We start from the raw sequence: 20592 nt of genomic DNA, 5'->3' as shown, positions 1-20592 counted from the left end.
GGACGCCTGCCTTCAAGGATCTAGCTCGCGCGCGCCTTCAGCGCCTGGGCCACGATCGGCGCCAGGGCCTCGCCGATCCGCTTGGCCCCGCCCGCGTTGGGATGGACGCCGTCGCGCTGCATGAGGGCGGCGTTCCTGTTCACCCCGGCCAGGATGTTGGCGTAGAGCGGCACGCCGAACTCGCGCGCCAAGCCGGGATAGACGGCGTTGAACTCGCGGGCGTAGGACGCCCCGATGGCCGGCGGCGCGCCGACGCCGACCAGGACCGCGCCGATCCTCCGCGCCTTCAGCTTCTGGAGTATGCCACGCAGGTTGGCCTTGGTCTGGGCGGGTTCGACACCTTGCAGCAGATCATTGCCGCCCAGGGCGACCACGCAGACCCGGGTGTCGGGCGCGACACTGAACCCCACCCGCGCCAGCCCGCCGCCGCTGGTGTCGCCCGAAACGCCGGCCGCGCGGACGATCGCCGACACGCCCAGCCGTCCCAGCGCGGCCTGCAACTGCGCGGGCATGGCGTCGCGCGCCGGCAGGCCCAGGCCCGCCGTGATCGAGTCGCCCAGGACGGTGACGATCGGCGGCTTCGGGGCGGCGGCGATCTGGGTCATCAGGCCCAGGCCGAGCAAAAAACGACGACGACTTGGAAAACGCTGTGCGGTCAGGCTCATGCCTTCCTATGTAGGCTGACTGCCGGCCGAACAAGGACCGGCTTCTCAGGAAACACCATGCTCGACGACGCTTCGCCCCTGGCTCCCCCCCTGGCCCTGAGCGCCGTCGCCCTGACCCTGCCCTCAGCCGCGGGTCCGGTGAACATCCTGCGGGGCGTCGACCTGACGGTGAACGCCGGCGAGCGCGTGGCCGTGGTCGGGCCCTCGGGCTCGGGCAAGTCGTCGCTGATCGCGGTCGGCGCCGGCCTGGAGGAGCCGACCGCGGGAACAGCGCGGCTGTTTGGCCAGGACCTGGCGACGCTGAGCGAGGACGGCCGGGCCCGCCTGCGGCGCGGCCGGGCGGCGCTGGTCTTCCAGTCCTTCCACCTGCTGCCCAACATGACCGCCGAGGAGAACGTCGCCACGCCCCTGGAGATCGCCGGAGCGAAAGACGCCCTGGCCAAGGCCCGTGACTGGCTGGGCCGGGTGGGCCTTTCCGGCCGCCTGACCCACTATCCCCACCAGTTGTCGGGCGGCGAGCAGCAGCGCGTCGCCCTCGCCCGCGCCCTAGCCGCTCGCCCCGCCCTGCTGTTCGCCGACGAGCCGACGGGCAACCTCGACGGCGCCACGGCCGCCTCCGTCGCCGACCTGATGTTCAACCTCGTGGCCGAGGTCGGGGCGGCGCTCGTCATGGTCACGCACGACCCTGCCCTGGCCACCCGCGCCGACCGCATCGTGCGGATGGCCGACGGGCGCGTCGCCTCGTGAGCCTTCCCCTCGCCTTCCGCCTGGCCGCCCGCGAACTGCGTTCGGGCGTACGCGGCTTCCGCATCTTCCTGGCCTGCCTGGCGCTGGGCGTGGCCGCCATCGCCGCCGCCGGCTCGACGGCCGAGGCCTTCCGCCAGGGCCTAGCCGGCCAGGCCCGAGAAATCCTCGGCGGCGACCTGTCGTTCGCGGCCGAGAACCGCGACTTCACCGCCCAGGAGCGCGCGACCTTCGACAAGCTGGGGGTCACGACCTATACCGCCTCGGCACGCGCCATGGCCCAGGCCCCCGGCGGCGAGCGCCGCCTGGTCAGCCTGCGGGGCGTGGACGCGCGCTTCCCGCTGGCCGGCGCGGTGACGCTGGAGGGCGCGCCGGACGTTTCGACCGCGCTGGCCGATCACGATGGCCTGCCCGGGGCGGCGGTCGAGCCGGCGCTGCTGGACCGCCTGCACCTGAAGATCGGCGACCGGTTCGAGGCCGGCCCCCTGACCCTGGTCGTGCGGGCCAGGCTGATAAGCGAACCCGACGGCCTGTCGCGCGGTTTCTCGATGGCGCCGCGCCTGCTGGTCCGCCGCGAGGTCCTCGAGCGCTCCGGCCTGCTGGAACCCGGCGGCCTGTCCGGACGCACCGTGCGCATCGCCCTGGCGCCGAACCAGGACCCGCGCGCCATCGGCAAGGCCGTGCAGGCGGCGCTGCCGGACTCGCACCTGCGGGTCCGGGACCGCCTGGACAGCGCGCCGGGCGCCCGACGTCTGATCGACCAGCTGGAGTACTTCCTGGGCTTCATCGGCCTGGCCTCGCTGGTGGCCGGGGGCCTGGGCGTGGCCGGCGCGGTTTCCGCCTATCTGTCGACCCGCGAGCCGGCCATCGCCGTGCTGAAGGCCCTGGGCGCCGAGAGCGGCCTGATCCGCGACCTGCACCTGATCCAGATCGCGGTCCTGGCCCTGCTGGGCGTGGCGATCGGCCTCGTGATCGGGGCGACAGCACCCCTGGTCCTGGGCCAGTTGGCCGGTTCCAGCCTGCCGATCCCCGCGCTGTTCAAGGTCTATCCGTGGCCCCTGGCCAAGGCCGGCCTGTTCGGGATCCTGGCGGCGGCCGCCTTCTCGCTGCTGCCGCTGGCGCGAGCGCGCGTCACGCCGCCCTCGGCCCTGTTCCGCCGGGCGACCAAGGCCCGCCTGCCGCTGGGCCTTGAGACCATCGGCGCGGCCGTCTCGGGCCTGGGCCTGGCCGCCCTGGCCGTCGCCACCGCGCCGACCCCGCTGGCGGCGGGGATCATGATCGCGGGCGTCGCGGTCGCCTTCGGCCTGCTGGCCGCTCTGGGCCGCTCCGCCGCCTGGCTGGCGGGAAAGGCGCGAGGCATGACGCGCGGCCCCATGAAGCTGGGCCTGGCCAATCTCGCCGGGCCACGCTCGGCGGCGCGGACCGCCAGTCCGGCCATCGGCCTGGGCGTGGCCCTGCTGGCCTGCGTGGTGCTGATCCAGTCGGCGCTGCTGGCCCAGGTCAGCGACGTGGCCCCGCGAACCGCCCCGGCGATGGTCTTCACCGAGATTCCCGGCGACCGCGCAGCGGCCTTCGACGCCGCGGTGGCGGGGGTGACGGGCCCGCTGCGCGAGGACGCCTATCTGCGCATGCCTTTCGCCACGGGCCGGGTCATCGCCCTCAAGGGCAAGGCGGTCGACACCAAGGCCATCAAGGCGTCCGAGCGCTGGGCCTTCGACAACGATCTCAGCCTGTCGCTGCTGGCCAATGAGCCTAAGAACGCCGGCGTGGTTTCCGGCCGCTGGTGGACCGCCAACGACGCCGGTCCGCCGCAAGTGGCGCTGAGCGCCGAGATCGCCCAGGCCGCGGACCTCAAGGTCGGCGACATGATAACCGTGCTGGTGCTGGGCCGTGAGATCGAGGCGCGGATCGCGGTGCTGCGCAAGATCGACTTCGGCGGCTTCGGGCCCAGCTTCAACCTGATCTTCAATCCCTCGACGCTGCAGGGCGCGGAACTGCGCAGCGTCGCGATCGCCCGGCCGAGCCGCGACCAGGAGGCGGCCCTGACCCGCAAGCTCGGCGAGGCGTTTCCGACCGTCAACGTGATCAGCGTCCGCGAGCAGCTGGACGCCGCGGCCGCCCTGTTCGACCGCCTGGCCCTGGCCGTTCGCGGCGCCGCGGCCGTCGCCGGCCTGGCCGGCCTGCTGGTGCTGGCCGGCGCGATCGCCGCCGGCGCGCGCGCCCGGGCCCGCGAGGCCGCGACGCTGAAGGTCCTGGGCGCCACCCGCGCCCAGATCCTGGTCGCCTATGTCATCGAGTACGGCGCGGTTGGCCTGATCGCCGGCGCGGCGGGCGTGCTGTTCGGCTTCGCCGCCGCCTGGCCGGTGGTGGTCAAGGTCTTCGAAGCCAGCTGGAGCGTCGACTGGAGCGGGGTGCTGGTCCTGCTTGCGGGAGCGACCGGCCTGGCGACGCTGGGCGGGCTGATCGCCGCCAGCCTGGCGCTCTCTCAACGCCCCGCGCCGGTGTTGAGGGGCGACTAGCCGCCAGGACAGGCGGCGGCCGATCAGCTCACGAAGGCAGCGGCGCTCCCGGATCGACCAGGCCGGCCTGGGACAGCTCGGCCCAGAAGTCCGGCGGGACCTGCTCTTCCAGGGCCGCGCGGTCCTCGGCGAGGCGGCTTGGCCGGCTGGCGCCCGGAATGACAGCCGCGACCGCCGGATGGGCGAGCGCGAATTGCAGGCCCGCGGCCTTCATGCTGATCCCGTGACTGTCCGCGATCGCCTTGATCCGGGCGACCTTGTCGAGGATCGCGGGCGTGGCGGGGGCGTACTCGAAGTTCGGACCGCCGACCAACGCGCCCGAACTGTAAGGTCCGCCGACCACGATGCCCAGGCCGCGCCCGGCCACCGCCGGCATCACGCGCTGAAGCGCCGCGCCGTGGTCGAGCAGCGTATAGCGCCCGGCGAGCAGGAAGCCGTCGGGGCGCGGCTCGTCGAGGGCCAGCAGCAGCTCGATCGGCTCGACCCGATTGACGCCCAGCCCCCAGGCCTTGATCACGCCCTCGTCGCGCAACCGGTCCAGGGCCCTGAAGGCGCCCTTGCGCGCGGTCTCGAAGACTCCCAGCCACTCGTCGCCGTAGAAGTCCTGGGCGACGTCGTGGACGAAGGCGATGTCGATATGGTCGGTGTCGAGACGTTTCAGGCTGTCCTCGATCGACCGCAGGGTCGCGTCCGCGGAGTAGTCGTTCACGATCCGGTTTGGGCGGCCGTACTTGAAGACCTCGCCCTTTTCGCCGAGGTCGCGGGTGCTGACGTCCTCGACCTCGTCCAGGATGACCCGGCCGACCTTGGTGCTGATGACGTAGTCGCCGCGCGGCTTGCCCGCGAGCGCCTCGCCCATGCGGATCTCGGCCAGACCCGCCCCGTAGAACGGCGCGTTGTCGTAGTAACGGATGCCGTCGTCCCAGGCGGCCTCCACCGTCGCCAGCGCCTCGCTTTCGGGGATGTCGCGAAACATGTTGCCGAGCGGCGCGGCGCCGAAGCCCAGCTTGCCGGGCAGGATGTCCTTGAGCGCCATATTATCTCTCCGCCTTGGCGGCCGACCGGCTGGCCGCTTCCTCGATCAGGGACGCCACCACGCCGGGCTGGGAAACATATACCGCATGGCTGGCGGCGACGTCGCGCACGCTCGCCCCGGCGCGCCGGGCCATCATCCGCTGGGCTGGCGGCGGGATCACGTGATCGTCCTTGGCGACCAGATACCAGCTGGGCTTGGTCCGCCAGGCGGCCGCGGTGATCTTGCCCTCCAGGGCCTGCGCGCCCCAGGGCTGCTGGGAGTCGGCCATGAAGCGCGCCACCTCGGGCGCCAAGTCCGCCGCGAACACCGCGGGGAACTTGCCGCGGTCCAGCAGCAGGAAGCCGTCGGCAGACGGCAGGATCGGCAGGGCCGGCGCCCCTGGCGGCGCCTGGGCGATGATCGAGGCGACGGACTCGCCCTGGTCGGGCGCGAAGGCCGCGACATAGACGAGGGCCGACACCTTCGGGTCGGACCCCGCCTCGGTGATGACCACGCCGCCATAGGAATGGCCGACCAGCACCACCTTGCCTTCGGCGGCCGCGATGGCGCGCCGGGTCGCCGCCACGTCTTCGCCGAGCGAGGTGGTCGGGTTCTGGACGACGACCACCTTGTAACCGTCCCGGCTGAGCATCCTGTGGACCTCGGCCCAGCCCGAGCCGTCGACGAAGGCGCCGTGGACAAGGACGATCGTTCCCGGCCTGTCGCCCTGGCCGGCCATGGCGGGGATGGCCGTCGAGCCGAGCACCGCGGCGGCCACGGCGGCGAGAACTTGGTTCATGCGTTGTCTCCTTGGTCCGTCGGACAGCCGCGCCTCAGCGGCCGCGGCCGAGGATCTCCATGCGCGTCACCTGCACGCCGCCCTCGGCCAGCTCCGGAAGCTTGGCGAACCAGGCCTGGACATGGGGCGTGGCGTTGTGGGCCTCGAAATCGGCCTGGCTGGCGAAGATTTCGTAGAAGACGAAGTGGCCCGGCTTCTCGCGGTCTTCCTGCAGAAAGTAGACGAGGTTGTTGGGCTCGGCGCGGACCTTGGCGATCAGGGGCAGGGTCGCCTCCCGCAGGGCCTGCTCCTTGCCGGCCTTGGCCTGGACGCGGGCGACGACGGCATAGGCCTCGCCGGGGATCTGGGCGTAGTGGACGCCCGTGGATTGCGGGGCCGCGGGCGGCGCGACCGCCGCCGAGGCCGTGCTCGCGCCGGCCGAAAGCAGCATGACGAGCACCAGACGATTGGCCGAAAGCAGGCGCATCACAGGTCTCCTGAGGGTTTTGCGGAAGGGATCGGATCTCAGTCCGCGCCGGCGATCCAGTTGCCGTGGAAGCCGGGCGGAACGACGTGCGGCAGGTGGATGCTGGCCACGGGGGCGGCTTCGAACCTGCGGGCGTCGAGGATCACCAGATCGGTCGTCCTTGTGGCGGCGTCGATGACGAAGCCGATCAGCCAGCCCTCATCCTCGCCGGCCTGCGCATGGGCCGGGACGAAGACGAACTCGCAGGGGTGACGATCAGGCCCGAAGTCGTGCGTCAGCCGCCCGCCCTCCACCAGGTCGTGCTTGAAGAGGCAGGTCCCCAGGAACGGGTCGACCAGCCCCATGGTGTAGGCGTAGCGATAGGCCTGCCCCAGCCGGCGCTCGTCCTGGCGCGGAAACTCCTGGGGCGTGGGATCGATGACGATCCGCTCCACCGTCCCGGCGGCGGGATCGAGGATCCACCGTTCCAAGGCGCAGCGCTCGGAGTCCGGCCCCGAGGTGCGCCGCCAGAACATCTTGTCGTGGACGACGACGTCGAGGACCACCGTGCCGTCGGCGGCGTCATAGGCGTTGGCCGCGTGGAAGATGAAGCAGGGATCGACCGGCAGCCAGGTGATGTCGCCCGCCCTGCCCTCGCGCGGCAGGAGCCCGATCCGGGCGGGATGGGTCTCGTTCCAGCGATACGGGAAGTGATGGCCGGTGATCGCCGCCGTCAGCGAGAAGGTCACCGGCAGGTCGAGGATGATCGCAAAGCGCCTGGTGAAGGCGAAGTCATGGATCATCGGGCCATGGCGGACCGGGATGCGCACCTCGCGGCGGATCATGCCCTCGGGGCTTAGCGCCACGTAGCGCAGCGAGCGCCACTTGCTGGCGTCGTAGCAGATTCCAAGCATCTCGCCCGTGAGCGGATCGACATGGGGGTGGGCCGTGAAGCCGCCCTTCAGGGTCTGGCCGAAGTCGGTGTAGCGCAGGGTCTCCAGCGTATCGCCGATCTCGACCGGCGTGCTGCCCGCCTCGACCACGCCCAGCACCTTGCCCGCATGCCCGACCACATTGGTGTTGACGGTGTCGAACAGGTGGCGCGGACCAGGCGTGCGCGGCTCGTCCAGCGCCTTGGCGACGGCGTCCGAGCGGATCCAGCGATTGCGGTACCAGAGCGCCCGGCCGCCCTCGAGGCGCAGGCCATGGATCATGCCGTCGCCCGCGAACCAGTGATGCTTGTCCGGATTGGGCGCCATCGGGTTGGGCCCCATGCGCAGATACCGGCCCGTGAGCGCGGCAGGGATCGCGCCCGTGACGGGCAGGTCCCTCAGCGTCAGTTCCTCGGTCATGGGCGCGTGGACACCCGTGATGTAGGGATTGTCCGGCAGGTTCCTGGCCTTGCCGGCCGCTTCGGTGAACAGCATCGCCGCCTCCCCTGGCGTGATCAGGTTGAACCGCCGTCACCCCACCGACGCGTGGCGCGCGGCCAGGGCGTCGTCGAAGGTCTTCTTGACCGGCCCCAGCGCCTGGACGAACTCGAGCTGCTCGCCTTCCGGGCCCCGGCAGTAGATCAGCCGCCAGCCGGCGGACTTGCCCTCGGTGATCCCGTTGGAGTTGGCGTCCAGCGGCGCGGCCTTGCGGTCGGCTTCCGACGCGACCGTCAGCACCCGGTTGGCCCGCACCTGCGTCATGCCCCGGCGCGCCGCCTCGGCCTCCAGGTCGCGGATGAAGACGTTGAAGTCGGCGTCGTCGCGGATGTGGAAGCAGATGTGCATCATCCGAGGGAAGGCCGGGCTCATGTGGTCGAGCGGCTCGGCGAAAGCGTTGGGACCGCCCATCGGCTGGTCGGCGTCGCGGTATTGCAGGAGCTCGATCACGACGTTGTCGAACTGTACGAAGCGCACGTCGAGACGCTGGGTCCCGCCGCGCAGGTCCGGCACGCCCCTGGCGCGCGGGTTCACATGCCGCTCGCGCGCCTCGATCTCCTCGGCGGTCAGCAAGGTGATGTGGATGCGCTCGCCCTGGAAGTCGCCGTCGCGCATGATTTCCGTGCCGCCCAGCACCTCGGTGTAGAAGGCGAAGGCGCGATCCATGTTCTGGACCGTCAGCCCGAAGTGCTGCACGCCCTGGAGCCGCGCGCCGAGAGAGCCGCCGGCGATCCGGCCAGCGCGGACCCGGGTCGTCTCCTGGGCGGCGGCGGGCGCGGCGACCGCGCCGAGGGCGACCGCGCCGGCGGCGGCGCGCAGCACCTCGCGGCGCTCCAGACCGGCGGAAGCCGGTTCGTTCTGCTCGCTCATCGTCGGCCTCCTCGTTCCTGATTTCGATCGTTCGAAGGGTCAGCCCCCTCTTTCAAGATCATCGGTCCGAGGCCGTCGGTTGGCGAGTTAAGCGCGGTTAAGCGGGCATCTGGAGCTCGCAAGGTCCCGCCTTAACCCCGCTTAACTTCGAGAGGTCCCGCGACGGCCCTAAGCAGGCGCAAGGACCGCTGGAGCTTGGCCGGGATCATGGGCAATCATCACGCCATGAGCGAAGAGAGGGACGACGATGCGGGATCGACGGCGGCGGGCTGGCGCGCCGTCGCCCTGCTCTGCGCCGCCCTGCTGCTGTCGCTGACCGACCGGCTGATCATCAACCTGGTGGTCGATCCGATCCGGACCGATCTAGGGCTCACGGACTTTCGCGTCAGCCTGCTCCAGGGGGCGGGGTTCGCGGTGATCTTCGCCCTCGCCGGTCTTCCGGCCGGACGTCTGGCCGACCGCGTCAACCGGCGCAACCTGATCGCCGGCGGCCTGGCGCTGTGGTCGGCCGCCACGATCGCCTGCGGCCTGGCGGGCGACTTCTGGAGCTTCCTGGCGGCGCGGGTGGCCGTAGGCCTGGGCGAAGCGGCGCTGGCGCCGGCGGCCGCCTCGCTGATCGTCGACTGCTTCTCGCCGCGACGACGGGGGCTGGCGCTGGGCGTCTTCTCGCTGGGCGCGACCTTCGGCGCCGGCTCGGCGCTGTTCATCGGCGGCGTGGTGCTCGGCTGGATCGAAGGCGGATGGTTCGCCTGGGCGCCCGGGATCGCCACGCTCGCGCCATGGCGGCAACTGCTGGTCCTGGCCGGCCTGCCCGGCTTCGTCCTGCTGCCGCTGCTCTTCCTGATCCGCGAGCCCATTCGCCGGCACAGCGCCGGACTGATCGCCATTTCCGCCGTGCTGGGCCGGCTGGTCGCCGACAACGGGATGGTGCTGCGTGTCTGCCTGGTGAAAGGCGCGCTGGGCGTGGGCGACTATGCGCTGATCGCCTGGCTGCCCACCCTGCTACAGCGCAGCCACGGCATGACGTCGCTGGAGGCGGGCGGCCTCGTCGGCCTGTCCCTCACGGCGAGCGGGGTGGTGGCGTCGGTGGCGGGCGGCGCGCTGTCGGACCGCCTCGCCCAGCGCTGGGGCGCGCCGTCCCGCATCGCGCTGCTGCTGGCCTGCTATCTGCTGGCGCTGGCCGGCGCGGTCGCGACGTTGCTGGCCCAGACCGGCGGGCAGATCGCCCTGGCCTTCGCGGTCTGGGCGCTGGGCTCGATCAGCGGCTATGTGATCGGCCACGTGGTCATGCAGGAAAGCGTGCCCAACGAGATGCGCGCGACCACGGTGGCGTTGTCGCTGACCGTCACCGCCCTGGTCGGGATCAGTCTTGGCCCCACGCTCGTTCCGCTGATCGCCGAGCGCGTCTTCGGCGGCGGGGCCGCGCTGCAATCGGCGATGGGCGCGATCAGCCTGGGCGCGGCCCTGCTGGCGCTGCTGGTGATCTGGCCGCCCGCCATGGCTCGCCTGCTGGCGCTCCGGGCTCGCTCCTAGCTCGCCTGGCGGTCAGCCCTCGGGCCCCGTCTCGACGAGCGCCCGGGCGCGGCGCAGGTCGCCCGTCCCGAAGCCTTCGCTGAAGCGCCCGAGCGCATCGGAGAGCATCGCCTCGGCCTCATGGTCGCCGCCCCGCTCGCGCCAGAACTCCACGAGGCTGGCGGCCGATCGAAGCTCCCACGACAGCGCCCCGTCGCGCCGGGCCAGCGCGATCGAGCGGAGATAGCAGTCGACCGCCTGGTCGCCGAGCCTGGCGTCGCCGCGCCGCAGGACGTTGGCCTTGATGCGCAGGATCTCGGGTATGCCCACGACCTGTCCGGTGGCTTCGGACAGCTCGATCGCCTCGTCGATGCAGGCCAGGCCGCGTCGCAGGTCGACCTGCCGCGCCAGGGCCTCGCCGTAGTTGGTCAGGTAGTTGGGATAGCGCATCCGAAAGCCGCTCTCGCGCACCGTCGCCAGCGTGTGGCGATAGGCCTCCAGGTCGATGGGCCGGTCGAGATAGAGATCCAGCCGCGCCGCCACACAGGCGGCCATGGCCCGCCAGATCTCCAGACCGTGCCGCTTGGCGTGCTCGATGCCGCGGTCCAGCACACGCTGGGCGGCCGCGTAGTCACGCACATACAGCATCACCGGCAACGAGCCGTGGACCAGGGCGTAGCAGAGCGAAACCGCATAGGTGGACGCCTCCGCCTCGGCCAGCTGGACCCGAGCGGCCTCGACCGCCTGGTCCGGACAGCCCTGCAGCCAAAGCACGGTGGCCAGCGCCCCGCGCGCGGTCAGGCGCTGGTCGAACTCGAAGCGCGCGGCGCCTGGCCGGTGATCGAGACTGGACGACCGATAGACGATCTTCTCCAGCCGTTGCTGGGACGCCGCCAGCGCGCCGAGCCAGGACAGGGCCGAACCCGCCGGCGCGTCGGAATCCGAGGGCGCGGGCGCCCCGCCTGCCCCCTCCAGGCCGGAAATCTTCTCGGCGACCTCCAGCGCCGAGCGCGAGTCCCCTGTCCAGAGCTCGTACTCCGCGAGGCCGCGCAGGCACTCCAGCTGCAATTCCGTGTCGGCCAGCCTCTCGGCGATGGCCAACGCCCGGCTCAGAGCCTCCTTCACCGCCAGCAGCGGCCCCTGCGTATGCAGCAGCGTCGCCCCGTGCGTCAGGTTCAGGATCAGGTCGTCCCGCGCGGTGCGGACAGGCTCGAACCGGCCGTCCAACGCGCGCTCGACCGCGACGCGGCTCTCTTCCAGCAGCGACAGCCGCCCCCAGAACGGGATCGCCGCTATGGTCAGGCTGACCAGCAGGCCCGCGTCGTCCGCTCCTCGGGAGGCCCAGCCGATGGCGTCGCGCACATCGTCGATCCTGACGCCGTAGCGCTGGAGCCAGATCGTCCTCGGAAGCTTGTCGGCGTCCCGCCTGGCCTGGTCGGCCAGGCCGAGGAAATACCGCGCGTGGCGCAGGCCGACCGCGTCGCCCTCCCCGGACGCGGCCAGCTTTTCCAGGGCGTAGGCGCGCGTCGTGTCGAGCAGCCGGTACTCGACGTCGAGATCGCGGGCCTCGGCGGCGACCAGCGACTTCTCGACGAGGGCCATCAGCTCCTCGACCACGATCGCCGGGCCGATCGCCTCGTCGGCGGCGATGGCGCAGGCCGAGGCCAGGGTGAAGGAGCCGGCCAGGACGGCCAGCCGTCGCAGCACAGCCTGCTCGCTTGCCGACAACAGGTCGTGGCTCCAGTCGATCGCGGCCATCAGGGTGCGGTGCCGTTCCGGCCCGGCGCGCTGGCCGATCAGCAGGTGGAACCGATCACGGATCTGGTCCAGCACGCCGGCCGCGCCGAACAGGTCGATCCGCGTGGCGGCAAGCTCGATCGCCAACGGCAGGCCGTCCAGCCTCCGGCAGATCTCGGCGACGACGCCCGCGTCGCCGTCGGCCAGTTCGAAGGTCTCGAGCCGGTCGGCCGCGCGCTCGGCGAAAAGACGCACCGCCGGAAAGCCCAGGGCCGCCTCGGCGGTAAGCGCTGTCGAGGCCGGCGGCGCATCGAGCCCCGGCAGCCGACGCAGCCGCTCCCCCGTCAGGCGCAACGGCTCGCGGCTGGTCGCCAGGATCCGCACGCCCGGGGCGTCGGCCAGGATCCGTTCGGCGCAGGCGGCGACCGCGTCGATGATGTGCTCGCACTCGCAGCTATCGAGCAGCAGAAGCATCTCCCGCTGGCGCAGATACTCGCAAAGCGCCGCGAGTATGTTGGCCGAATGGGCGCTCAGCCCGATCGCGGTGGCGATGACGCTGGGGACCAGGGTGGGATCCTTGATCGGCGACAGGTCGACCAGCCACACGCCGTTGCGGTTCGATCCGATCAGTTGCTCGGCGACCGCCAGGGCGACCGAGGTCTTGCCGATGCCGCCGGGCCCCACCACCGATACCAGCCGGGCCTCGCCCAGTTCGTCGCGGATGGCCTTGACGGCGGCGGCCCGGCCAAGCAGCCGCGTCGCGCTGGCCGGAAGGTTGTGCCTGCGGCGGTTGTCGGTGGGGCGCTCAACGGGCGCATCGGACCTGCCGACGATCCGGACCGGCGCGACGAAGGTATAGCCCCGGCCGATCACGGTCGAGATGTAGCGCGTCCCGGCCTCCTCGCGCAGGATGCGGCGCAGGGCGACCATGTGGACCTTGAGGTTGCTCTCTTCGACGAAGGTGTCTGGCCAGACCTGGGCGAACAGGTCGCGCTTGGCCACGACCGTGCCTGCGCGCTCGACCAGGGCCGTCAGCAGGCCCAGCGCCCGATTGCCGATCCGCACGGGCGTCTCGTTCTCCAGGAGAAGCTGGCGCTCGGGCAGCAGCAGGAACGGACCGAAGGCGAAGGATCGCGTCATCAGTTCGGCGTGGTCGTCAGCCACAGTCGCCTCCGCGCCGCCAGGTCGCTTCGTCGACCGGCGTTATCGGACATCTACCGCAAACCGCTTCAGAAGCGATATCGAATCCCGGCGCCGTAGGTCCTGGGATCGTTGATCACCAGGAAGGCGGAAGCCGGCGCGACCCGCGCGGCGAACGACAGGACCCGCTCGTCGGTCAGGTTGCGGCCGTAGACGAAGACCTCGGGACCGGCCTCGACCTGAAAGGCCGCCTCCCCGCCCAGCAGACCCCAGGACTTCCCGCGCAGCCGCGGCTCGTTGGCGGCGCCGACATGGAAGACGCCGCCGGAGACCCCGTAGGCGAGGCTGGCCGACACCCGGCCGCCCTCCAGGCGACGGACATAGTCCAGTCCCAGACCGCCCGACCAGCGCGGCGCCAGGTTCAACCGATTGCCGGAGCGATCAGCCCGTCCCGGCGCGCAGAGCGGGTCTTCGCCCTGCGGGTCGCCGGCGCTGATCGCCTGGCAGAAGTTGCGGTAGCCCGCATCCAGATAGGCGCCGTGCGCGCGGATCGTGAAACCGTGCGGCAGCCTGGCGGCGATGCTCGCCTCCAGTCCGGCCAGCCGCGCAGAGGCGGCGTTGTCGATCCGCGTCAGCCCCAGGCCGACCGTGCTGCGGATCTGGATGTCGCTGTAGTCATAGAGATAGGCGGCTAGACCGAGGACGACGCGGCGGTCCAGAACCTCGGCCTTCGCGCCCGCCTCGTAGGCCCATAGGGCTTCGGACCGGAAGGTGTTGGCGACCGTGGTCGTCGCGCCCGGCGCGAAGTTGAAGCCCGGCGGCTGGTAGCCGCGGCTGGCCTTGGCGTAGACCAGCAGGTCCGCGCCGGCGCGATACGACAGGCCGATACTCGGGATGAGCACCGAGTCCCGGATCTTCCCCGAGAGCAGCCGCCCGGGAACGGGGGCCCGCCGATAGTCGATGGTGAAGTCTCGCCGCTCGCGGTCGTAACGCAGTCCGGTGACCAGGGTCAGACGATCGGCCAGATCGATCTCGAACTGCCCGAAGGCCGCCCAGGCCCTCAGTTTGCTGCGGTCGAGCAGGTGGTTGAAGCTTGGCGCCGCCGTCGGCGCACCGGTGGAAAGGCCGTAGCGGGCCCGCTCGGCGAAATGGCTGGCGCCGAACGTGGCGCGGACACGGCGGCCGGTGAAGACGCCCCGCACTTCCTGGCTGAACGTGGCGCTGTGGTTGGTCGCGCCCGTCAGCAGAGACGGCGCGGCGGAGGCATCGGCGTCGTAGACGACGGTCGAGTCCAGATCACGCCAACTGGTGATCGAGACCAGTTCCAGCGCTTCCAGCGGTCGGTGGGTCAGGGTCAGGGCCAGGCCGTCGTTCCTGGTCCGGCGGACCGTGCGGGCCTGGCTGGCCGCGTCGCTGGTGAAGACATCCGGGTCGCCGATCCCGATGAAGGCCCCCGAGGGGGCGTAGGCGTTCTTGAAGACGGGCGTGGCGCGATCGCGCGTCAGATCGCCCGACAGAAGCGCCTCGAAACGACGATCCTCCGAGCGGTAGCGAAACTGGCCGCGCACCGTGTGGGCGTCACGGCCGTTCAGGCGATCGCCCGTGACCGTGTTGCGGATCGCGCCGTCGTGGCGGAGGTAGCTCGCCGACAGGCCGGCCGACAGCCTCGCCGACAAGGGACCGCTGACCGAACCTCGCGCCGAGAGCGCCTCCAGGTTCCCGAGGCGAACCTCGCCGCCGCCCTCGACCTTCCAGCCGGGCGGGCGCGTGACGATGTTGATCGCGCCGGCCGTGGCGTTGCGTCCATAGAGGGCGCCCTGCGGCCCGCGCAGCACCTCGATCCGTTGCACGTCGTCGAGCCCGAAGAAGGCCGCGTCGGGTCGCGACAGGTAGACGCCGTCGAGATAGATCGCGACCGGTTGCCCCGAGCCGATCGGCAGCACCTGGCCGGCGACGCCGCGGATCGAGACCAGGTTGCTGGCGTTGCCCCCGGTGAAGCCGGCGATCGACAGGCCCGGCACGGCGCCCGCCAGGTCGGAAAGGTCCCTGGCGCCGCGGCGCGCCAACTGGTCCTGTCCCACGACGGACAAGGCGATCGGAACGTCCTGACCGCGTTCGCGACGCCGTTGGGCGGTCACGATCACGTCTTCCGCGAGCGCGGCCGGCTGATCGGTCCGGGCGAAACCCTCCCCCACCGCCAGCGGCGCGATGATCGCTTGCAACAGCGAGAAGCTCGAGATCGCCACCCTTCCGCTCCCCCGGGGCAAGACAGCGCCGCCTCACTCGCACCCCGAGGTCGGTCCTCGCCGATCGTAGACCAACCAGGGAAGCTTCTCCATCGCCTGAAAGCCGGCGTTCGCCCCTGAGGACGGCGAGGCGCCCGACACGGCTCGTGCGCGAGGCTAACCGTCCGTCTCGGATAGACTTCCATCCTGACGGCGCGTGAGGGCCATGCCGGCCGTCATTTGCTCGCCCCGGAGGTCAACCGCAGTTCGTACTCCGGGACGATGCTCACGCCTCTCACCTCGCTCACCTGGCCGCCGGCCGGGATCGGCGCCTTGACCTCCGGCTGGATGTAGAGCGGGTTGTCGGCCCGCAGCGGCAGGACGGTCAGGGTCCAGTCGCGATCGAGCCGGTCGCTGAAACGGCTCAGTCCCACTTCCCACCTGGGTCCGTAGTAGAACTGGTCGTCCAGCATCTCGACGCCGTCGAACAACCGCGCCACGTCGCCAGCGTAGTCGATCTCGAGCCAGGCCTCGCTCAGGCCGTCGAGCGCGCCTTTCGGCAGGCTCAGCGTCCAGGCGCCCGAGCGCCCATACTGCTCGGCATAGGGCTGGAGCACCGCCTTGGCGCGGCCGCCGATCTCGGAGGGCGGCAGGGCCTTGGCCTCACGCAACGGCTTGATCTGGGCGGTCAGGGTCCTGGCCGGCGCCCGGGCCTCGAACACCTGGAACGCCCCCTGCCCCTTGGCGCGGCGCAGCGGCAGGCTGGCCTCGGGCGCGGCGTCGAGCGCGGGCAGCACCGCCAGGCGGAAGCCCACGTCGGCCTTCGAACGCACCGACCAGCCGGCCTCGTCGGCGAAGATCGGGTCCTGGCTGAGCACCAGTCGATCCTTGCCGCCGAACGGCAGCACATAGGCCTGCCTGGCCTGCTCGGCGCTGATCAGCACGATCCGCACCCGTTTGCCACCGGGCGCACGCACGGCGAGCTCGCGCACGCCCTCGGGGGTCAGCGTCGGCGTGACCACCCGACCGCCCGCGGCCTTCAGGCGCCTGCCGTTCAGCGTGACCTCGACATCGGCCGAGAACGCCATCTCCACCGGCACGCCCTTGGTGGCGGAGAAGACGTAGAGCGGCCCATCGCCGTCCTCCAGCCGGGTCAGCGGCTGGGCGCTCGCCCAGGCCAGGTTGGCGCCGTCGAGATCCAGGTTGATCGGCCAGACGAAGTAGGCGCCGGCGGGGATGTCGACCGCCCGGCTCGGGAAGGTGACCGAGCCGCCCGGCAGCTTGACCTCGAAGCGGGTCTTGGCCTGCACCGGCGTCTCGAACTGCCGCACGTGGTTGTTGAAGAACAGGAAGCCGCGGTCGCCCTGGCTGCGCACCGACCAGCGCGGGGTGGTCACGTCGTCGCGACCGCGCAGCCTGTCGGCCGGCCGCTGCACCTCCATCGGCGCCAGCCTGGCGCCGAAAGCGTGCATGAAGAGGTGATAGGGCCGGACCGCGTCGGCGACGGGATGCACCTGGCCATACTGGCCCAGCGGCGCCTGGAAGTCGTAGTTGATGATGGGCATGCCATTGTAGCCGCCCTGCCGGTCGTCCTCCTCCAGGGTGGTGTGCCCCTGCGGATTCCGCCCGCCGTGGAACATGTAGTAGCCGTAGAGATTGGCGCCCGAGCCCAGTTGCACCGGCAGCATGGCCGCCACGTCATCGGGCGAGAGATAGGGCCGGCGGCGATACATGATCGGCACGCCGCCGCCGAACTCCGCGCCCAGGAACGGCGTGTTGTCCATGTCGCCTTCGATCGTGCCGGGATTGCGCGATGTGGTCTGCGCGCCGAGATCCCCGCCGACCCGGCTGCCAAAGCGGAAGGCGTAGACTTCCTTGGGCGGCAGCCGGCCCAGCTTGCTGCTCCACGGCTCGTCGGCATAGCCGCCGAAGACGGGAACGACCTCGCCCTTGGGATAGACCGCGTTGTCCCAGCCGGTGACCGTATAGAGCGGCACGTCGAAGCCGATCTGGCGCGCAAGGGTCTTGAGCGTCGCGATGTGTCCAGCGCCCGCGCCCGGCCCGCCGGCGTTGTACTCGTTCTCCAGCTGGACCCCGATGACCGGACCGCCGTCCTTCCAGAGCTGGCCCGCGACCTGCCTGTAGATCTCGCGCCAATAGCGCTCGACATAGGTCAGGTAGACCGGGTCGTCGCGCCGCGTCGGCATGGCGTTGACCACCCAGTCGGGCATGCCGCCCCAGCGCACCTCGCCGTGCGCCCAGGGGCCGATGCGGACCACCACCATCAGGCCGTTGGCCTTGGCCAGTTCGACGAACCGCTTGAGGTCGCGATCGCCCGCCCAGTTGAACTGGCCGGCGCGTTCCTCGTGGTGGTTCCAGATGATGTAGGTGGCCACGATGTCGACGCCCTGAGCCTTCATCTTGGCCAGTTCGGCGCCCCAGTTCTCGGGCGGATAACGGGTGTAGTGGAACTCACCCATCACCGGCGTCCAGGGCTGGCCGTTGCGCGTCAGGTAGCGGTTGTTGACGCCCAGCGTCTGGCCGTCGGGCGCGACGGAAGCGCCCATGCGCAGGTGCTCCGAACGCACGGCGGCGGGCGGACGCGTCGCGTCAACCGTCAGGTCGGCGGCCTGGGCCGCGACCACCGTTGCGAACGCCGAGGCCGTGGCCAGGGCGAGGGTCCGGATGCGAAGGGTCATGGGACGTTTCCTGATGGTGTCTGTTTTCGCGCGCGCCGCCTGGCCGGCTTTCGGCATTCTTGGCCGAGGATTGGTCATACCAGTCAATCTCGGGCGTCGCCGGAACAGGGCGATCTAGCCTCATGGGGCCGCCTGTCCGTCTTCCTGCAAGCGCGCTTCCCACATTCTGAAAACAAACGAAATGACAGCGCTAGCCAACGGTTTTCTCTCATCATTTGAGACTTCGCCCAACGGTAACATTTGTCTTACGAATGACTTGCTCGCACATTTCGAGCGTGTGATAAACTGGTCATACATCCCTGACGGGCTGGGCGGCTTTCACTGCTCGGCCCGTGCGAAACGTTCGGGATGCACCATCGCGGTCAACGCCACTGGCGAACACCGGGTCCGCTCGGCGTTCACGACATAAGAACTGGGAGAGGGAACCATGGAGTGCGTGAGCGCGCGCGGCCACGCGGCCGCCGCCGTGTCGAGGACGGCGTGATGAGGATTTCGCCGCCCGGCCCTGCCGTCATCGTAAAGCGCCGTGGAGACTTCGACCCGTCGCGACGCCGGCACATGCTGGCCGCCGGCTCGCTGCTGTGCCTGGCGCCGCTGAGCCGCGCCCTGGCCCAGCCCGCCTCGCCCCACGCCATCAGGCTGCGCGGCGACGCCGGCGGCGCGCGGTTCGACGGCATCGGCGTGGTCACCGGAGGCGGGGCCACGGCCGTGCTGCTCAAGGACTATCCCGAGCCCCAGCGCAGCCAGATCCTCGACCTGCTCTACAAGCCCAAGTTCGGCGCCTCGGTCAGCGCCCTGCTGGCCGAGATCCCCGGCGACGGCAACTCGACGCAAGGCTCGATGCCCAGCCACATGCACACGCGCGAGGATCTGAACTACGAGCGCGGCTACATCTGGTGGGTCCTGCAAGAGGCCAAGAAGCGCAATCCGGCCCTGTCGCTGGACGCCACGGCCTGGAGCGCGCCGGGCTGGATCGGCGGCGGCAAGTTCTGGTCCCAGGACGCCGTCGACTACTACGTCAAATGGCTTGAAGGCCTGCGCGGCGCCTATGGACTGGAGCTGGACGCCATAGGCTGCCGCAACGAGAAGGGCCAGGACTACGCCTTCGTCAAAGCCCTGCGTCGCACGCTGAACGCCAAGGGCTTCTCCAAGGTGAAGGTCCACGCCTTCGACAACTGGCCCAAGGACAAGCTCGACTTCGTCAAGGACATGACGACCGACGCCGAGCTGCGCGACGCCATCGACATCATCAGCGCCCACGTCTTCTACGCCAACGCCCACGCCAGCGCCGAGCAGCAGACCATGGCCAGGGCCATGGGAAAGCCGATCTGGAACACCGAGGACCACGTCTATCTAAAGGGCTTCGACTGCGCGATCGGCATCGTCCGGGCCTTCAACCACAACTGGATCCTTAGCGGCGCGACCAAGGTCGTGAACTGGTACGACATCGCCGGCGTCTATCCGCTCGAGCCCTATTCGGAGGATCCGGCCACGGTGCTGGCCCACGAACCGTGGAGCGGCCACTACCGGGTGCGCGAGGCCCTCTGGGGATACGCCCACTACGGCCAGTTCACCGAAATCGGCTGGACCTATCTCGACGGCGGCAGCGGCATGCTGCCCAAGGGCGGCTCCTACGCGACCCTGAAGTCGCCGGGCGCGGACTACAGCCTGATCGTCGAGACCCAGGGCGCGACGCAGGCCCAGACCGTCCGGATCGAGATCGGCGAGGGCCTGTCGCCCGAGCCGCTCTGCGTCTGGCGCAGCACCGCCGCCGAACAGTTCGTGCGCCAGGGCGACCTCACGCCCGTCGACGGCGTGGTGAGCCTGGCCGTGGAGCCGGACGCGATCTACTCGCTGTCGACAACGCGCGGCCAGCGGAAGGGCGGCTTCCAGGCGATCCCCAAGCCCGCGCCCTTCCCGTTCCCCTATCGCGAGACTTTCGAAAGCTACGCCTCACCGGCCGCCCATGGCTGGCTGGCGCGCTACACCGCCGACATCGCCGGCGCCTTCGAGCTGGCCGAGCGTCCCGACGGCAAGGGACGCTGCCTGCGCCAGGCAGTCCCGATCCCGACCATCTCCTGGGCGCCGGACTGGCGGCCCTACACCATCCTGGGCGATGCGGCCTGGGGGGACTACGAAGTTTCGACCAAGGTCTGGCTGAACCCGGGCGACACCGCCGCGGTCATGGGCCGGATCAACCATGTCGGCACAGGCTACGGCTTCATCCCGAAGGGCTACTTCCTGGAACTGGCCCACGACGGCCGCTGCCGGCTCGTGGCCATTCGCGGCAAGAAGGATCCCAAGGCCCTGGTCGGCGACGCCGAGCAGCAGGCTCAGATCAAGGCCGGCAAGTTCGACGGCGAAGGCGGCGAACTGGTCCTTGGCGACACCCAGTTGGCCGGGGTCGCGCCCGGTCGGTGGATCAAGCTCTCGCTGCGGTTCGAAGGCGCCCGCATCACCGGCCTGGTCAACGACCAGGTGGTGCTGGCCGCGGAGAACAGGCTCTACGACAAGGGCATGGCGGGACTGCTGGTCGGCGCCGACCGCTCGCGGCTCAGCACGCCCTGGTTCGGCGAGTTCGTCGTCGGCCAGGTCGGCGGTCAGGCGCCGCGGCCGACCCGCGCCCTTTCCCGCCAGACGCCGATCTACGCCGCCCGCAAGGGCGCGCGGCGTCCCCGGTCCGCCTGATGCGCAAACCTTCCGGTCGCCACAGCGGCCAGTCGTCTCGCCGGCCCCGGCCGAGGACGGCCTGAAGCCAGCCGGCCGATAGACAGCGCCACGCATGGGCTCGG

At 70.8% G+C, this 20592-nt stretch carries 13 protein-coding genes; 4 read left to right on the top strand and 9 right to left on the bottom strand.

What is annotated here, in order from left to right:
• Positions 1–20: 20 nt before the first annotated feature.
• Positions 21–665, bottom strand: a complete 645-nt coding sequence (locus tag V6S85_RS03150) for an arylesterase (protein WP_116565879.1) — start codon at positions 663–665, stop codon at positions 21–23.
• Positions 666–722: 57 nt separating this feature from the next.
• Between V6S85_RS03150 and V6S85_RS03145 the strand changes: the two genes are divergently transcribed.
• Both V6S85_RS03145 and V6S85_RS03140 read left to right on the top strand, forming a co-directional pair.
• Entirely contained in the window at positions 723–1412 is a 690-nt protein-coding gene (locus tag V6S85_RS03145) for an ABC transporter ATP-binding protein (protein ID WP_116565877.1), read from the top strand.
• Positions 1409–3928, top strand: a complete 2520-nt coding sequence (locus V6S85_RS03140; protein WP_334348019.1) for an ABC transporter permease — start codon at positions 1409–1411, stop codon at positions 3926–3928. The genes V6S85_RS03145 and V6S85_RS03140 overlap by 4 nt, the downstream gene beginning before the upstream one ends.
• A gap of 28 nt (positions 3929–3956) precedes the next feature.
• On the opposite strand, the gene V6S85_RS03135 is transcribed toward V6S85_RS03140, so the two are convergent.
• The 5 genes from V6S85_RS03135 to V6S85_RS03115 are packed head-to-tail and all read right to left on the bottom strand — an operon-like array spanning position 3957 to position 8487.
• Complete coding sequence (locus V6S85_RS03135) at positions 3957–4964, bottom strand: aldo/keto reductase (RefSeq protein ID WP_334348018.1); 1008 nt, start codon at positions 4962–4964, stop codon at positions 3957–3959.
• 1 nt (position 4965) lies between these two features.
• Positions 4966–5742, bottom strand: a complete 777-nt coding sequence (locus V6S85_RS03130; protein ID WP_334348017.1) for an alpha/beta hydrolase — start codon at positions 5740–5742, stop codon at positions 4966–4968.
• Positions 5743–5776: 34 nt separating this feature from the next.
• Positions 5777–6208, bottom strand: a complete 432-nt coding sequence (locus tag V6S85_RS03125) for a putative quinol monooxygenase (protein ID WP_243410530.1) — start codon at positions 6206–6208, stop codon at positions 5777–5779.
• Between the two features lie 38 nt (positions 6209–6246).
• The gene (locus tag V6S85_RS03120) at positions 6247–7614 is read right to left on the bottom strand and encodes an 8'-apo-carotenoid 13,14-cleaving dioxygenase (RefSeq protein WP_334348016.1); all 1368 of its coding nucleotides are present in this window, start codon (positions 7612–7614) and stop codon (positions 6247–6249) included.
• 36 nt (positions 7615–7650) lie between these two features.
• Positions 7651–8487: a VOC family protein gene (locus V6S85_RS03115; protein ID WP_334348015.1), complete on the bottom strand. Its 837-nt coding sequence runs from the start codon at positions 8485–8487 to the stop codon at positions 7651–7653.
• 225 nt (positions 8488–8712) lie between these two features.
• On the opposite strand from V6S85_RS03115, the gene V6S85_RS03110 reads away from it, so the two are divergent.
• On the top strand, positions 8713–10020 hold the full coding sequence (locus V6S85_RS03110; RefSeq protein ID WP_334348014.1) for an MFS transporter: 1308 nt from the start codon (positions 8713–8715) through the stop codon (positions 10018–10020).
• A gap of 12 nt (positions 10021–10032) precedes the next feature.
• On the opposite strand, the gene V6S85_RS03105 is transcribed toward V6S85_RS03110, so the two are convergent.
• The 3 genes from V6S85_RS03105 to V6S85_RS03095 all read right to left on the bottom strand — a co-directional run bounded on the left by V6S85_RS03105 (position 10033) and on the right by V6S85_RS03095 (position 17800).
• Entirely contained in the window at positions 10033–12900 is a 2868-nt protein-coding gene (locus V6S85_RS03105; RefSeq protein WP_334348013.1) for an ATP-binding protein, read from the bottom strand.
• 65 nt (positions 12901–12965) lie between these two features.
• Positions 12966–15122 (bottom strand): TonB-dependent receptor, encoded by a 2157-nt coding sequence (locus tag V6S85_RS03100; protein ID WP_334348012.1) that lies wholly within the window; start codon positions 15120–15122, stop codon positions 12966–12968.
• Positions 15123–15337: 215 nt separating this feature from the next.
• On the bottom strand, positions 15338–17800 hold the full coding sequence (locus V6S85_RS03095) for a beta-galactosidase (RefSeq protein WP_334348011.1): 2463 nt from the start codon (positions 17798–17800) through the stop codon (positions 15338–15340).
• 483 nt (positions 17801–18283) lie between these two features.
• On the opposite strand from V6S85_RS03095, the gene V6S85_RS03090 reads away from it, so the two are divergent.
• Positions 18284–20488: a hypothetical protein gene (locus tag V6S85_RS03090; protein ID WP_334348010.1), complete on the top strand. Its 2205-nt coding sequence runs from the start codon at positions 18284–18286 to the stop codon at positions 20486–20488.
• Positions 20489–20592 lie beyond the last annotated feature (104 nt).

Source organism: Caulobacter sp. CCNWLW153 (genome assembly GCF_036889365.1).
In the GTDB taxonomy this organism is placed as follows: domain Bacteria; phylum Pseudomonadota; class Alphaproteobacteria; order Caulobacterales; family Caulobacteraceae; genus Caulobacter; species Caulobacter radicis.
The sequence above is the reverse complement of the archived record's forward strand: the minus strand, read 5'-3'. Positions and strand labels throughout refer to the sequence as shown.

Excerpts from the sequence above, each read along its gene's own strand:
- V6S85_RS03150 (WP_116565879.1), bottom strand. The coding sequence starts at position 665 with ATGAGCCTGACCGCACAGCGTTTTCCAAGTCGTCGTCGTTTTTTGCTC.
- V6S85_RS03145 (WP_116565877.1), top strand. The coding sequence starts at position 723 with ATGCTCGACGACGCTTCGCCCCTGGCTCCCCCCCTGGCCCTGAGCGCC.
- V6S85_RS03135 (WP_334348018.1), bottom strand. The coding sequence starts at position 4,964 with ATGGCGCTCAAGGACATCCTGCCCGGCAAGCTGGGCTTCGGCGCCGCG.
- V6S85_RS03130 (WP_334348017.1), bottom strand. The coding sequence starts at position 5,742 with ATGAACCAAGTTCTCGCCGCCGTGGCCGCCGCGGTGCTCGGCTCGACG.
- V6S85_RS03125 (WP_243410530.1), bottom strand. The coding sequence starts at position 6,208 with ATGCGCCTGCTTTCGGCCAATCGTCTGGTGCTCGTCATGCTGCTTTCG.
- V6S85_RS03120 (WP_334348016.1), bottom strand. The coding sequence starts at position 7,614 with ATGCTGTTCACCGAAGCGGCCGGCAAGGCCAGGAACCTGCCGGACAAT.
- V6S85_RS03115 (WP_334348015.1), bottom strand. The coding sequence starts at position 8,487 with ATGAGCGAGCAGAACGAACCGGCTTCCGCCGGTCTGGAGCGCCGCGAG.
- V6S85_RS03110 (WP_334348014.1), top strand. The coding sequence starts at position 8,713 with ATGAGCGAAGAGAGGGACGACGATGCGGGATCGACGGCGGCGGGCTGG.
- V6S85_RS03095 (WP_334348011.1), bottom strand. The coding sequence starts at position 17,800 with ATGACCCTTCGCATCCGGACCCTCGCCCTGGCCACGGCCTCGGCGTTC.
- V6S85_RS03090 (WP_334348010.1), top strand. The coding sequence starts at position 18,284 with ATGAGGATTTCGCCGCCCGGCCCTGCCGTCATCGTAAAGCGCCGTGGA.